The sequence below is a fragment of the Pseudomonas pergaminensis genome, from assembly GCF_024112395.2.
GTDB lineage: Bacteria > Pseudomonadota > Gammaproteobacteria > Pseudomonadales > Pseudomonadaceae > Aquipseudomonas > Aquipseudomonas pergaminensis.
The window spans coordinates 648,505-662,062 of the sequence record NZ_CP078013.2 but is presented as its reverse complement, the minus strand read 5'-3'; the positions used below and the strand labels follow the sequence as shown (position 1 = coordinate 662,062).

Here is a 13,558-nt window from a genome sequence, read left to right as displayed (position 1 = left end):
CCTTAATCGAGATCGCACCGCCCAGGGCACAGCGTGCGCTGCATTGCACTTGTTGAATCTTGTGGCCTGGGGGTGCGTCAAAGTGTTATCGGCACTAGCCGTATGCAGCAGATGTGGGGGCAAATACCCAACTTTCAAGCACGATTTAGCGGATAGTCGGCCTACGCATCCGCCTTCGACTGGCATACACTGCGCGGCCGTTTTTCAACCGGAACCCGATAGATCATGAAAAACCCATCCCCAGCCCGTGCCTGCGGCATCGACTTTGGCACGTCCAACTCCACCGTCGGCTGGATCCGCCCCGGCGAGGAGACGCTCATCGCGCTGGAGGACGACAAGATCACGTTGCCGTCGGTGGTGTTCTTCAACTTCGAGGAGCGCCGCCCGGTGTACGGCCGCCTGGCCCTGCATGAATACCTGGAAAACTACGAAGGCCGGTTGATGCGCTCGCTCAAGAGCCTGCTGGGTTCCAAGCTGATCAAGCACGACACCAGCGTGCTGGGCACCGCGATGCCCTTCACCGACCTGCTGGCGCTGTTCATCGGCCAGCTCAAGAGCCGCGCCGAAGCCAATGCCGGGCGTGAGTTCGAAGAAGTGGTACTGGGCCGCCCGGTGTTCTTCGTCGATGACGACCCGATGGCCGACCAGGAAGCCGAAAACACCCTGGTCGACGTGGCACGCAAGATCGGCTTCAAGGACATCTCGTTCCAGTACGAGCCGATTGCAGCGGCGTTCGACTACGAGTCCACCATTGAAAAGGAAGAGTTGGTCCTGATCGTCGACATCGGCGGGGGTACGTCCGACTTCTCCCTGGTGCGCCTGTCCCCGGACCGTCGCCACAACGACAACCGCCAGAGCGACATCCTCGCCACCGGTGGCGTGCACATCGGCGGCACCGACTTCGACAAGCAGTTGAGCCTGCAAGGGATGATGCCGCTGTTCGGCTACGGCAGCCGCATGAAAAGCGGTGCCTACATGCCCACCAGCCACCACATGAACCTGGCCACCTGGCACACCATCAACTCGGTGTACTCGCAAAAATCCCAGCTGGCATTGGGCAGTATGCGCTACGACATCGAAGACACCGGTGGCATCGACCGCCTGTTCAAGCTGATCGAACAGCGCGCCGGGCACTGGCTGGCCATGGAAGTGGAAGAAACCAAGATCCAGCTGACCCACCAAGACAGCCGCCACGTGCTGCTGGATCGGGTTGAGCCAGGGTTGAGCGTGGAACTGAGCCGGACGCTATTTGAATCGGCCATCGACGGCTTGCTGGAGCGCGTGCGCAACAGCGTCACGCAGTTGCTCAACGATGCGTCGGTGAGCGTGGCACAGGTAGACACGGTGTTCTTCACCGGTGGTTCAAGCGGCATCCCGGCACTGCGCCACAGCATCTCGGCGATGTTGCCGAATGCACGGCATGTGGAAGGCAATATCTTCGGCAGTATCGGCAGTGGCCTGGCGATTGAGGCCAGCAAGCGTTACGGAAACTGATCTGTCGAGTGGTGAGCGGGCTTACCCCGCTCACCACAAAGACTCAGTTCGGCCCAAGATGCTAAGCGCCACACCCCACCCGCGCTTTTTGCACGCCGATGTACCGCTCAAATGTCCCGTACTTGGCCGGCACCTGGATCACGGCGCCCGGTTTGAGCCGCGCGTTCTCCCGGCTTGCCGCCAGGCTATCAACATAGGCCTGGCAAGCCGCCGACTTATCCCCCGCCATCTCGTAGGCAAAGCCTCGGTTCAAATTGAGATTAGTCACCACCTCAAACCGCCCGGCCTGGGCATAGATCGCCCGGGACTTCTCCAAGTACTCATTGGCTTTCACGTAGCGCTGTTCGTAGGTCGCCGTGGTGTCACGAAAGCCCTGGGTCGTATAGCGGTCCTTCTGGCTGGCCAACGCCGACGACATGAAAAACAATCCATACCCGCGATAAGCGTCCGCCAGGCACAACTGATCCCCGGCCGCCGTGCACCGTTGCACGGCCTCGGCAATCAAGCGCTCGGCCGGCAATGGCCGCCCCTGATCCAGCAACGCGTCGGCGTCAGCCAACTTTTGCCGTGGATCGGAACTGGCCACGACACCGGCTGCGGAACAGCCGACCAGTGCCGAAAAGCCGATGGCGAGGAGTACGACGCTAAATTCCTTGTTCATGGAGCAGTCCTTTTTGCGGGGGGCTAGCGAAAATAGATCACCCATAGCCCAAGAAATGTCAGGCCCCACATGACAATGCCGGGCACGATCACCAAGTAGTTCCACGGATTGAACCGAGCGTTGCTCTGACCTTCCGGGTCGCCGGCGGCAAAATTGATCAGGGCCTGGGATTGTTGAAGGATGTAGGCACAAAGAGGCAGCGCCAGGAGCGTCAGGCTTTTATAGGCAAACAACGCCTCGACGCGCGCAGCCACGGCGTCGAACACGTTGGCGCCCACAGTCACCACCACAAACACCGTGGCCCATTGCTCAAAATCGAAATCGAATTTTCGGCCGCTCTCGACCACCCGCCGGTAGGCAAGGCGGTAAAGCTTGTGCACAAAGAAGATAAAAAAGAACGCGCGCGCCAACGGCAAGATATCGGCCTGGTTGGCTTTCTTGTACAGGCTCCAGTTTTTATACGCCCAGACATAGGTGTACAGCCCAAAACTGAGCAGGCTCAGAATCATCAGCTTTTTCTGGGAAATGACATAGAACTCGGCAGCGGGCTTTACCGCCTCAGACAACTCTGCCGTTGGTGGAGCATAGATATTGTCGCTCACAACTTGGATCCCTCTAAGTCCCTTTAAAGTCCACGAAGCAACAGCGCTTCAGTTATTGCGTCAAACCATCCCGCCGAGCTTCAACTCGCTTTTCAGGTACGCATAGTAAATCGGCCCCGCCACCACGCCCGGCAAGCCGAAGGCGGCTTCAAACACCAGCATCGCCAGGAGCAATTCCCACGACTTGGCACTGATCTGCCCGCCTACGATCCGCGCGTTGAGGAAGTACTCGACCTTGTGGATCACGATCAGGTAACCCAGCGCCGCCACTGCGACCCAGATCGACAACGACAGCGCGACGATGGTGATCAGGGTGTTGGACATCAGGTTGCCGATCACCGGCAGCAGGCCGAGCAGGAAGGTCAGCACGATCAGGGTTTTGGTCAGCGGCAGGTGGATGCCGCACAGCGGCAGCACCACAGCAAGGAATATGGCGGTGAACGCGGTATTGAGCGCGGCGATCTTGATTTGCGCGAAGACGATGTTGCGAAACGCCTGGACCAGCAGGTGCAGGCGGTCGAACAGCGCGGCGGCCAAGGGTTTGCGTTTGGTCAGGTCGGGCACGCGCTGCAGGGCGATGATCGCACCGAGCACCATGCCGATCAGCAAGGTGACGAACATGTGGGCAGCATCCTTACCCACAAGCTGCAGCTCGCTCAAATGCTTGCTCAGCCAGTCGCCAATGGCCACGCGGAACTCGGCGGCGCTGGCGGGCAGGTAGGCGTCAAGGAACGGCGGCAACTGGCCGCGCGCGCGGTCGACCACGCCCATGAATTTGTCGAGGGACGCCCCGGGGTTTTCCGCTTCGTGGAGCAGGAAGCTGATGGCGCCGGCAAAAATCAGGGTCAGCACGCTGACGATCAGGGTGCCGAGCAACGCCACCGCCAGCCAACGCGCGCGCCGGCCTTCGATCAATCGCTGCAGTTGGGGGGTGAGCATGTTGACCAGTTCATAGACCAACAGGCCGGCCAGCAGGCTGGGCAGCAATTTGAGCGGCAGGACCAGCAGCAACCCGCCGAAAATGATGATGTAGCTGGCCAGCAATATCACGTGACGTTGAGAAAACGTTGGCATACAGCCTCAAAACGAACGGCGTTAAAGGATGGGCAGTCTGCCAGCCTTGAGGGAATCAAGCGAGTGGGTCGGTTGTGAATGCGATCAAGTGTGGGAGCCGGGCTTGCCCGCGATGGCCTCGCCGCGGTGTACAAGACAGAGCAAGGCGCCTGTATCGCGGGCAAGCCCAGCTCCCACACTCGATCTGCGGCGTTCGCGAACGAGTGATCAGCCTTTGAGACAGGTGCTCATAAAGGTTTTACGCGCATCGCCGGTCAACGCCTTGGTTTTCGCCGACGCATTGCAATCCTTCATCTTCTGCTGCTGCGGTGTCAGGGTCTTGGCGTCATTGGCTGCCGGGGCCGACAGGCAGGTCTTCATAAAGGCCTTGCGCTCGTCACCCTTGAGCGTCTTGGTGGTGGCTTCGGCGTTGCAGGTGGTCATTTTGTTTTGCTGGGCGGTGGCGGCAAAACCTTGGGAACACAGCAGCAGGCCCATCATCAACAGCGGAATTCGCAGCATCTTCATGGAGTTTTCTCCCTGTTACCGCACCGGGGGGCACGGCCTACCCAGCAGTGTAGTCAAAGCTTGTTACATCTTCATCGGCCGCGGATGTGTGTCCGTCGATACTGCTCAGGGGTGCAGCCGGCCTGGCGCTGGAACATGGCGATAAACGCCGAGGCGGTGCTGTAGCCCAGGTCAAACGCCACATGTTGCACGCTGCGTTCGCTGTCGAGGGCCTCGATGGCCGCCAGGTAACGCAAGCGCTGGCGCCACTCGCCAAAGCTCATGCCCAGCTCGCGCACAAACTGACGCGCCAGGGTGCGCTCGCTCACGTGCACCTGTTCGGCCCAATGCGCCAGCGGGCGGTTGTCGCCGGGGTCGGCCTGCAGGCCTTCCAGCACGCCGAGCAGGCCGGGGTGACGGGCGTAGGGCAAGAAACACTCATGAATCGGCGCTTGCTTGAGCTGGTCCACCAGCACCTGGGCCAGGCGGATGTCGGACTCAGTCTGCGGCATGTTCACATCGCGCTGGGCGAAGTCGCTGAGGATGGCCTTGAGGATGTCGCTGATGGCCAGGGTGCAAGGCTGCTGCGGCAACTGCTCGCAGAGTTCCGGCGCCAACCCGACCGAGTGGTAGACAATTGCCTCGGCATTGTAGGAGCTGTGTTCGGTATGCGGTGGCACCCACACGGCGTATTGCGGCGGTGACATGAAGCGGTTGCCGGCCACTTCCATGCGCATCACGCCGCTGGCCGAGTAGTCCAGCGAGCCCCATAAATGCTGGTGCGGGGTGCATTCGGTGTCCGGGGCGAAATCCGAATAACGGAAGTACACCGGGCTCGGCAGCCGGGGGAAATCCGCCAGGCGTACATTGTGCTTGGCCATATTGTCTGGATACAGAGGTCGGTTGTCTGGATCGCAGTATAGGCTTCGATCCAGACAATGGATAATCCCGCCTCATCAACACACCTGGTTCCTTTCGATGCAATACGCTTATCCCCTGCTGGCCATTTTTATCTGGGCCGGCAACACCGTCGTCAATAAACTGGCCGTGGGCTCGATCTTCCCGGCGGAAATCGGCTTTTACCGCTGGCTGCTGGCGGCGCTGCTGTTCACGCCGTTCATGGTCAAGCCGGTGATCGCCAACTGGACGCTGATCCGCCCGAACCTGGGCAAGGTGTTCATCCTCGGCGTATTGGGCATGGCGGTGTACCAGAGCCTGGCGTACTACGCCGCGTCACTGACCAGCGCCACCAACATGGGCATTATCCTGTCGTTGATGCCATTGATGGCGCTGACGGCGGCCATTATCAGCCTCGGCCAGCGCCTGACCTACGGCGCCCTGACCGGCGCGGTGCTGTCATTCGCCGGTGTGGTCGTGGTGGTGTCGGCCGGCAGCCTCGACGCGCTGTTGCAGCACGGGGTCAACCTGGGTGACGGCATGATGCTGGTCGCGACCCTGGCCTACGCGGTCTACAGCACCCTGCTGAAAAAATGGCAGCTGCGCCTGCCGCCGCTGGTGTTGCTGTATCTGCAGGTGCTGGTGGCGGTGGTGGTGCTGTTTCCGCTGTTCCTGTTCTCGACCAAGGCCGGCCTGGGCTGGGCCAATATTCCGCTGGTGCTGTATGCCTGCCTGCTGGCCTCGATGCTGGCGCCGCTGGCGTGGATGCATTCGGTGAAAACCCTGGGGCCGAGCCGCACCACCTTGTTTTTCAACCTGCTGCCCCTGATCACCGCGCTGATTGCCGCCGTGGTGTTGAAGGAAGAACTGGCGCTGTATCACTTGGTGGGCGGCCTGCTGACCTTGGGTGGGGTGATCTTGTCGGAGCGCTGGACCACGCCGGTCAGTGCTGCCTGAACCGTCGCTATCGCAGGCAAGCCAGCTCCCACATTCGGCCACATTCCAAAGGTGGAACTCGGTCGAATGTGGGAGCTGGCTTGCTCGCGAAGAACGAAAACGCGGTCTCCCGACTAGACTCCAGCAGCCTTGAGCCTTTGCGCATGCTCGACAAATAGACGGATCGGCTCCGCGCCCTTGCCCACCAGGCCCATGGACTGGTTGACGATATCGAAGTGGTCAAGGGCGTAGTCATCGCCGATCACCAACCCCAGGTGTGAGCTGTAGCGCCCGACCATGCCGTCGCACTGGCCCTTTTCGCGCACGAAGCTGCGGGCGAACACGCGGCAGCTGCGATTCGTGCCGTCGAACAGGTTGCGGCCACGATCGGTGATGCCCGGCTGCAAGGTGCCGGACCACGAGTAATAGCGCACGCCGTTGACCACTTCCGCGCCCTGCCCGCCCCATGTCTGCGGCAACCCCTGTGGATAATTTCGATTGAACAGCGCCACGCCGGCGCTGGTCAGGGAGTGATGGGACGCCTGCAAGTCCGCCTTGAAGCGTGGCCCGCGATAGCCGGTTTCCAGCACGCCCATCACGAAGGCGACCAGGTGAAACAGTGCGCTCATGAGTCGGCCTTTTACGCCGTCAGCGGGATAATGAAGATGGATATGGTCCGCCAGCTCCGAGCCATGATTGGGGCCGGCCACGGACGTCACCGACGCCACCCACTCCGGACGTTTGGCCGCCGCATACCGCGCGGTGAGCGAGCCCTGGCTATGGCCGATCAGGTTGACCTTGTCGGCCCCGGTGTCGCGGCGGATGCGCTCGATGTGCGCCAGCAATTGCTCGCCGCGCACCTCGCTGGAATCCAGCGGCGCCACCTGCACAGGAAACACCTGCGCCCCGCCCGCCCGTAGCGCGGGGACGATGCCGTACCAGTAGGGGAACCAAACCAGGCGCACAAATCCGAGCATGCCCGGCACCAACACCAGGGGGTAACGCGTGGCCAACGACTGCGGCATGAATCGGGCATCCTCTTAATCTGATCCATGCAGCCTAGCCCAGCCTCAAGTCCGGCTGATGACGCGGCTGGAAAATCCGATAAAACTTTTTGCGTTGCCTGGGACTCACAACTGGGAGCGATCACGCCGGCAGAGCGTGGCGCAAAACCGGATTAGCCCCAGGAGATTGAAATGACTGAAGCAAACTTGACTGACGTTGCGACCCTGCGCAGCCGCGCCCGCCAGAACGTCGAAAACGGTGCCGTGACCGAGGGCTACGACGCCGATCGCGAAGAAATCATTCGCCTGCTGAACGCCTCGCTGGCCACCGAGTTGGTCTGCGTGTTGCGCTACAAGCGCCACTACTTCATGGCCAGCGGCATTAAGGCGGCAGTCGCCGCGCAGGAATTCCTTGAGCACGCTACCCAGGAAGCCGAACACGCCGACAAGCTCGCCGAGCGTATCGTGCAGTTGGGCGGTGAGCCGGAGTTCAACCCGGACCTGCTGTCGAAGAACTCCCACGCACAGTACGTGGCAGGCAATAACTTGAAGGAAATGGTCTACGAAGACTTGGTAGCCGAGCGCATTGCCGTGGACAGCTACCGCGAAATCATTCAATACATCGGCGACACAGACCCAACCACGCGCCGCCTCTTCGAAGAAATCCTGGCCCAGGAAGAAGAGCATGCCGATGATATGGCCGACATCCTAGAAAGCCTGTAACCCCGCACCACCCTGTAGGAGCCGGCTTGCCGGCTCCTTTTCTTTGGCCGATCAACCTTTTACGGTTTTCGGCGCCTTGCCTTCCTTCATCTGTTGCAGCAACGGTGCGCACTCGTTCGGCTCGCCACCACTTGGGGCAACCAGTGCCAGCAGCCCGGCCGCCGGGCCAGCGATCACACCGAGCGCCACCATGCCTGCACCACGCAGCGCCAGGGGAATGGCTTTCACGCCGGCATTCGGCTTGATGAACGGCCCGTTAACGTACAACGGTGAACGCAGGGAGAACAGGCGGAAGCCTTTCGATTCCGGGGTGATGGTCAGGTCCAATTGTTCCGTGGCCATGTTCGCGGTGCCGTCGATGTAGATGATGGCGTTCTCGGTATCGAACACAAACAACCGCGTGGTCGCCAGGCCGGTCTTGATCCCGAAGTCCGCCGCCGCGCAGTTGATCTTAACTTCCTTGTCGCCGAACAGGCGGCCCACCACGTAGTTGCCCACGTTGAGCCCGGCGATTTCCATCAGGCCACGGCTGATAGCGCCGTCGTTGATCAGCATCTTGAGGTCACCGTTGGAGGTGCCCAACAGTGCTGCGACCGAGTTGCCGCGCCCGGAGATGTCGGCATCGCCGTTAAGCTCACCGAAACTGGTTTTCATCGGTTCGAAGGTTGGGAACAGCTGCTTGAGCTTGAAGTTGCGCGCGGTGAGTTTGGCGCGGCCCTCCATCGGTACCGTGCGGCCATTCAAACGAATCTGCGCGTCCAGCTTGCCGCCGGCCACGCCGAAACGCAGCGGTTCAAGGCTCAGTTCACCGTCATTGAGCACCAGGTGGGTGTAGAGGTCGGTAAAGGGCAGCTCGGCACTGTGCACGATGCGCTTGCCGGTAAATTCCACATCGGCATCCATGACGCGCCAGCGCTCGGTGCGGAACTCTTCCACTGGCAGCACTTTGGTCGCTGGCTGCTTGCTGTCGCCGCCACGGGCTTTTTGCTTGGCATTGGAGTCGGCGCCAATCAAGGGCGCGAGGTCGGTCATCAGCAATTGGTTGGAGACCAACGCACCACTGAGCTTGGGCCGTGGCTGGCTAGCGACGTAGCCGAGGTTGCCGTGGATATCGCTGTTGCCGATCTTGCCGTTGAAGTTTTCATAGCTGAACGAGGCGCCGTTGGCTTCGTGCAGTTTGGCGATCAGATGCCCGTCGGTGGAGTAGGCCGGCGAGTCCGGCAGGGTCACGCCAGTCAGTGGGTAGAGGTTGCCCAGGCTGGAGCCGGCGAGTTTCAGGCGCAGGTCGAGGGCCCCCAGGTTGAGCGGGTCAGTGAGCGTGCCGGCCAGGGCGATGCTGGTGTCGGCAATCTTGACCTGGGCCTGCAAGGGGAACGGCTTGGCCGCGTCCTGCAGGGCGAGCAGGCCGCCGATCTTGCCGCTGCCGTCGAGCTTCTGGCCGTGGTATTGGCCTTTGACCTTGAGGCCAAACGCGTAGTCCTGCGGGGCGGAGCCTTTTTCCAGCGCCTTTTTGGCATCGGCATCGCCGACGATTTCGCCGAAGGGGATGGGCTTGCCCAGCGGATCGATGATCACATCCAGTTGGGTCTTGAGGGTTTGGTCGTCGAGGGTCACATGGCCTTTGTCGAAGCCGATGGCACCGATGTCTACCACCCAATTGGAGGGCTCGGCGTTCGGGTCCTTAGGGTCGAACTTGAAGGTCCAGTTGGCGCGGCCGTCGGCCAGGCGCTGCAATTGCGCGCTCGGTTCGGTGAGGTCGATGCGCGGGATCACCACGCGCTGCACCAGCAATGCCAGCGGCGAAATGCGCAACTCGACCTTTTTGAGCGTGACCATCTGCGGGTTTTTCGACCAGTCAGGGTTGCCCAGGGTCAGGTCTTCGGCAATCACATGAGGCCACGGCACCCAGGCGCGCCAACCACCTTCATCGGGCTCACGCGCCCACACCACCGCCAGATTGCCATTGATGGCGAACGGTCGGTGCAGCTCTTCCGAAACCTTGGCATTGAGGGTCGGCTTGATGCGGTTCCAGTCAAAGAACACCAGGACCACAACCGCCACGGCGATTAACAGAACGAAGCTGGCGCAGCTCCAAGCGATGATTTTACGAGTGCGCGTCATTGCACAGGACTCCTGAATACGACTGGCTGGGTCAAAGCCCTTTAGGACAGCTTATAGAACTACGACTGGCAAACCGCGCGGGGGTTTAACCCAATCCCCGATTTGCCAGGAAAAACCTCGATTTCTGACCAACCCGACAGATTCCGCCCGGGACGGCGCACCAATGTTACCCATGTGCGTGTCGAAAATACCCACCCCGGTGCAAAACCGCGTGCTTGAGAGGCCCGTTCTAGAGCCTCCGCCTAGAACAATCAATTCTGTTGATTATTACCATTGTGTTTATGAACTTTTATATCGACTTATCGAGAGTAGCATTAGCCCTGTACCCACTTTATCGCCCTCCCAAGGAGCAACCCATCATGAAACGCCAAGTACTCGCTACCGCCCTGTTATCCATCCTGGCTTCCAGTGCCTTTGCCCTGCCAGCCGCCGAACAGGCCACCCCACAAGTCAAAGCTGACGCCGTTCATTACAGCCAGACTGTCGCTCGCAGCGGTTCGCAAGAAGAAGAGAACCGTGACTACGCCAAAGGTGCTGTTGCTGAAAATGGTTCGGAACAAGCCAACAAACGCGCTTACACCGAAGGCCTGACCGAAAACGGTCGCAACCGCCTGGAACAGAAAGGTCTGGTTGAAGGCGGTGCTGATCGCTTGCTGGAACGTAACGCTGTTGCCGAAGGTGGCCGTGATCGCCTCGAACAGAAAGGCCTGGTCGAAGGCGGTGCTGAACAAGCCAACAAACGCGCCTACACCGAAGGTGTTGCCGAAGGTGGTGCAGACCGTCTGCAAGAACTGCATCAAGCACAGAGCTAACCCCGTGGTGGCCCATAAAAAAGCCCGATCCGCCGATCGGGCTTTTGACTTTTTGTAGACCTTGTCACGCATGTCCTCCCTGCCAAGTTCGACGCCAGCGAAGCTGTTTTGCTAGAGTGCGTCGCTGTACTTGCCGACGAAGCCCGCCCGCCAATGCTGCCCCGCGCCGAACAAAAGCAACAAACCCGCCTCGCCCTGATGGACGCAGCCCGCCATCTGATGGAGTGTGGCCGTGGGTTTGGCAGCCTGAGCCTGCGCGAAGTGGCGAAGACGGCCGGCATCGTGCCCACCGGTTTCTATCGCCACTTTGCCGACATGGACCAGCTTGGCCTTGTACTGGTGAGTGAAGTGGGCCAGACCTTCCGCGCCACGATCCGTCTGGTGCGCCACAACGAATTCGTGATGGGCGGTATTATCGATGCCTCCGTGCGGATCTTCCTCGATGTGGTCTCGGCCAACCGATCGCAATTCCTGTTCCTGGCCCGCGAGCAATACGGCGGCTGCCTGGCCGTGCGCCAGGCCATCGGTGCATTGCGCGAAGACATCACCCGCGACTTGGCGGCCGACCTGACGCTGATGCCCAAGCTGCAGCACCTGGATCCCGAAGGCTTGCACGTGATGGCCGACCTGATCGTCAAAAGTGTGTTCGCCACCCTCCCCGACATCATCGACCCACCGGCCCAGGCCCTGCCCGACCATCTCACGCCCCAGGCGAAAATCACCCAGCAATTGCGCTTTATCTTTATCGGCTTGAAACACTGGCAAGGCCTGGGCAGCACCGAATAACGCGATCACCCCGCCGAGTGGAAACGCTTGGCCGTGGTGTAGTGCTTATTCCAATACTTGTTGCTCAACGAGTCGATGCGGATGCTCTTGCCCGTGCGCGGCGAATGGATGAATTTGCCCTCGCCGATATAAAGGCCCACATGGCTGACCTGGCCGCGCCCATTACCTCTAAAAAACACCGCATCACCGGGCTTGAGCGCGGTGCGCTTGATGGTCGCGGCGGTTGAGCGGTGCATCGCGGCGGTAGTGCGCGGTATCTGGATATTGGCCTCGGTCTTGAACAGATAAACCAGGAAACTGCTGCAATCGAAGCCCTGGTCCGCCGAGGTGCCGCCCCATTTGTAAGGGGTGCCCAGCAGTTCGTGGGCGCGGTCGACCACATCGTTGATGGACGCTTCTTTCAGTGAGGCCGAGAAAGAAGTATGAGGCTGTAGAGAGGCGGAGGCCGATGAAAGCGCAAATGCCAGGCTGGCAATAAACAGGTAACAAAGTGACTTGAACATGATGAACGTCGCAGTGGATTAAACACGGCGCACAGACTAATGATCTCGCAGGTAAGCAGATGAACGCCGTTTCCTCAGACCCTGTAGGGAAAATCTGAAAACGCCCACCACGCGTGCAACAAGCAATAACTTGCACCACTTTGGAGCACTTCGTCGGTTTCCGCTCGCCCTATTTAGTGGCGCTGCCCCACCTGCCTACAGGCAATTCCTACTCTCCAACGAGGTTGGCAAGCCCCTTGCTCTAGGTGTTTCATCGCTCATAGCTGGAAGCTTCCTGATGCTGGTGATCCACCGTCGAATCGCCCCCCAAGCCCTCTGGGCCGCTGAGTTGCTGCTGAATTTCGAAGCACGCAGCAAAAGCCGCCTGCGCTGTTTCAGTGCCGACGGTGAAGACGTCGGCCTTTTCCTGGAGCGTGGCCAGCCACCGCTGCACGATGGCGAATGCCTACAGGCCGAGGACGGACGCGTCGTACGCGTGTGCGCTCGGCCTGAACAACTCTTACACGTGACGTGCAGCAGTGCGTTTGAACTGACCCGCGCGGCCTATCACCTGGGCAACCGCCACGTAGCACTGCAAGTGGGCGATGGCTGGTTGCGCCTGCTCGACGACTATGTGCTCAAGGCCATGCTCGAACAACTGGGTGCGCACACCGAAACCATCGAGGCGCCGTTCCAGCCGGAGCATGGCGCCTACGGCGGCGGGCACCATCACTCGCGCCATGGCGATGAAGACTTCAATTACCCGCCCAAGCTGCACCAGTTCGGCGTGCGTCTATGAACCCAGCCTGGGCGCTGCTGCGTCTGGCCAGTCCGCAATTGCCGATTGGCGGCTACAGCTATTCCCAAGGCCTGGAAATGGCGGTGGAGAACGGCCGTGTCGCTGACGCAGCGAGTGCAAGACGCTGGATCAGCGATCAGTTGCTGCTCAACCTTGCGCGTTTCGAGGCACCGCTGCTGCTCGCCCATTGCCAGGCCGCCCTGGACGCGGATTGGTCGCGGCTGGCGCAGCTGTGCGACGAACACCGCGCCAGCCGCGAGACCCGCGAGCTGTATCAGGAGAGCCGGCAGATGGGCTACTCCCTGCAACAATTGCTCAACGGCCTGCCGGAATTGGACGACGCTGCGCGCGACTTCCTCGCACAAACCACCGAGCCCCACTTGGCCTTGGGCTGGGCCCTCGCCGCCCGCGCCTGGGGCATCAGCCCCGCCGATGCCCTCGCCGCCTGGCTGTGGAGCTGGCTGGAAAACCAATTGGCCGTGCTAATGAAGACCCTGCCCCTGGGCCAGCAAGCCGCCCAGCGCCTGACCAGCGAACTGCTGCCGCTGTTGCAGCAAGCCCAGCAGGATGCCAGCCGCATCGACCCCATCCCTTTCGGCAGCGCCGCGTTCGGCCTGTCCCTGGCGTGCATGGCCCACGAGCGCCAGTACAGCCGCCTGTTCCGTTCCTAGGAGAACACAC

15 protein-coding genes are annotated in these 13,558 nt (G+C 60.8%); 7 read left to right on the top strand and 8 right to left on the bottom strand.

The window, feature by feature from the left end:
* The first annotated feature begins 225 nt into the window (after window positions 1–225).
* The gene (locus tag KUA23_RS02940; protein WP_078046641.1) at window positions 226–1,494 is read left to right on the top strand and encodes an Hsp70 family protein; all 1,269 of its coding nucleotides are present in this window, start codon (window positions 226–228) and stop codon (window positions 1,492–1,494) included.
* Window positions 1,495–1,555: 61 nt separating this feature from the next.
* On the opposite strand, the gene KUA23_RS02935 is transcribed toward KUA23_RS02940, so the two are convergent.
* The 5 genes from KUA23_RS02935 to KUA23_RS02915 all read right to left on the bottom strand — a co-directional run bounded on the left by KUA23_RS02935 (window position 1,556) and on the right by KUA23_RS02915 (window position 5,198).
* Window positions 1,556–2,155, bottom strand: a complete 600-nt coding sequence (locus KUA23_RS02935) for a hypothetical protein (protein ID WP_078046640.1) — start codon at window positions 2,153–2,155, stop codon at window positions 1,556–1,558.
* A gap of 23 nt (window positions 2,156–2,178) precedes the next feature.
* Entirely contained in the window at window positions 2,179–2,757 is a 579-nt protein-coding gene (locus tag KUA23_RS02930; protein ID WP_252993420.1) for a hypothetical protein, read from the bottom strand.
* 60 nt (window positions 2,758–2,817) lie between these two features.
* Window positions 2,818–3,831, bottom strand: coding sequence for an AI-2E family transporter (locus tag KUA23_RS02925; protein ID WP_078046638.1), 1,014 nt, complete (start codon window positions 3,829–3,831; stop codon window positions 2,818–2,820).
* Window positions 3,832–4,038: 207 nt separating this feature from the next.
* Complete coding sequence (locus KUA23_RS02920) at window positions 4,039–4,338, bottom strand: PsiF family protein (protein ID WP_017849707.1); 300 nt, start codon at window positions 4,336–4,338, stop codon at window positions 4,039–4,041.
* Window positions 4,339–4,409: 71 nt separating this feature from the next.
* Window positions 4,410–5,198, bottom strand: a complete 789-nt coding sequence (locus tag KUA23_RS02915; protein ID WP_099493485.1) for an AraC family transcriptional regulator — start codon at window positions 5,196–5,198, stop codon at window positions 4,410–4,412.
* A 97-nt stretch (window positions 5,199–5,295) separates the two neighbouring features.
* Between KUA23_RS02915 and KUA23_RS02910 the strand changes: the two genes are divergently transcribed.
* The gene (locus KUA23_RS02910; RefSeq protein ID WP_078046636.1) at window positions 5,296–6,171 is read left to right on the top strand and encodes a DMT family transporter; all 876 of its coding nucleotides are present in this window, start codon (window positions 5,296–5,298) and stop codon (window positions 6,169–6,171) included.
* A 113-nt stretch (window positions 6,172–6,284) separates the two neighbouring features.
* On the opposite strand, the gene KUA23_RS02905 is transcribed toward KUA23_RS02910, so the two are convergent.
* Window positions 6,285–7,175, bottom strand: coding sequence for an esterase/lipase family protein (locus KUA23_RS02905; protein ID WP_099493486.1), 891 nt, complete (start codon window positions 7,173–7,175; stop codon window positions 6,285–6,287).
* A 171-nt stretch (window positions 7,176–7,346) separates the two neighbouring features.
* On the opposite strand from KUA23_RS02905, the gene KUA23_RS02900 reads away from it, so the two are divergent.
* Window positions 7,347–7,877 (top strand): ferritin-like domain-containing protein, encoded by a 531-nt coding sequence (locus KUA23_RS02900; protein WP_078046634.1) that lies wholly within the window; start codon window positions 7,347–7,349, stop codon window positions 7,875–7,877.
* 51 nt (window positions 7,878–7,928) lie between these two features.
* Here the strand turns inward: KUA23_RS02900 and KUA23_RS02895 are convergent, their stop codons facing one another.
* Window positions 7,929–9,998 (bottom strand): AsmA family protein, encoded by a 2,070-nt coding sequence (locus KUA23_RS02895; protein ID WP_078046633.1) that lies wholly within the window; start codon window positions 9,996–9,998, stop codon window positions 7,929–7,931.
* Between the two features lie 359 nt (window positions 9,999–10,357).
* Here KUA23_RS02895 and KUA23_RS02890 point away from each other — a divergent pair, with 359 nt between their 5' ends.
* On the top strand, window positions 10,358–10,810 hold the full coding sequence (locus KUA23_RS02890) for a hypothetical protein (protein ID WP_078046632.1): 453 nt from the start codon (window positions 10,358–10,360) through the stop codon (window positions 10,808–10,810).
* A 153-nt stretch (window positions 10,811–10,963) separates the two neighbouring features.
* Entirely contained in the window at window positions 10,964–11,596 is a 633-nt protein-coding gene (locus KUA23_RS02885; protein WP_012721951.1) for a TetR family transcriptional regulator, read from the top strand.
* A 5-nt stretch (window positions 11,597–11,601) separates the two neighbouring features.
* Here the strand turns inward: KUA23_RS02885 and KUA23_RS02880 are convergent, their stop codons facing one another.
* Window positions 11,602–12,099, bottom strand: a complete 498-nt coding sequence (locus tag KUA23_RS02880; RefSeq protein WP_078046631.1) for a C40 family peptidase — start codon at window positions 12,097–12,099, stop codon at window positions 11,602–11,604.
* 277 nt (window positions 12,100–12,376) lie between these two features.
* On the opposite strand from KUA23_RS02880, the gene ureE reads away from it, so the two are divergent.
* Window positions 12,377–12,877 carry an urease accessory protein UreE gene (gene ureE / locus KUA23_RS02875; RefSeq protein WP_078046630.1) on the top strand — a complete coding sequence of 167 codons (501 nt, stop codon included), beginning with the start codon at window positions 12,377–12,379 and terminating at the stop codon, window positions 12,875–12,877.
* Entirely contained in the window at window positions 12,874–13,548 is a 675-nt protein-coding gene (locus tag KUA23_RS02870; RefSeq protein ID WP_078046629.1) for an urease accessory protein UreF, read from the top strand. Before ureE ends, KUA23_RS02870 begins: the two co-directional genes overlap by 4 nt.
* The last annotated feature ends 10 nt before the right edge of the window (window positions 13,549–13,558 follow it).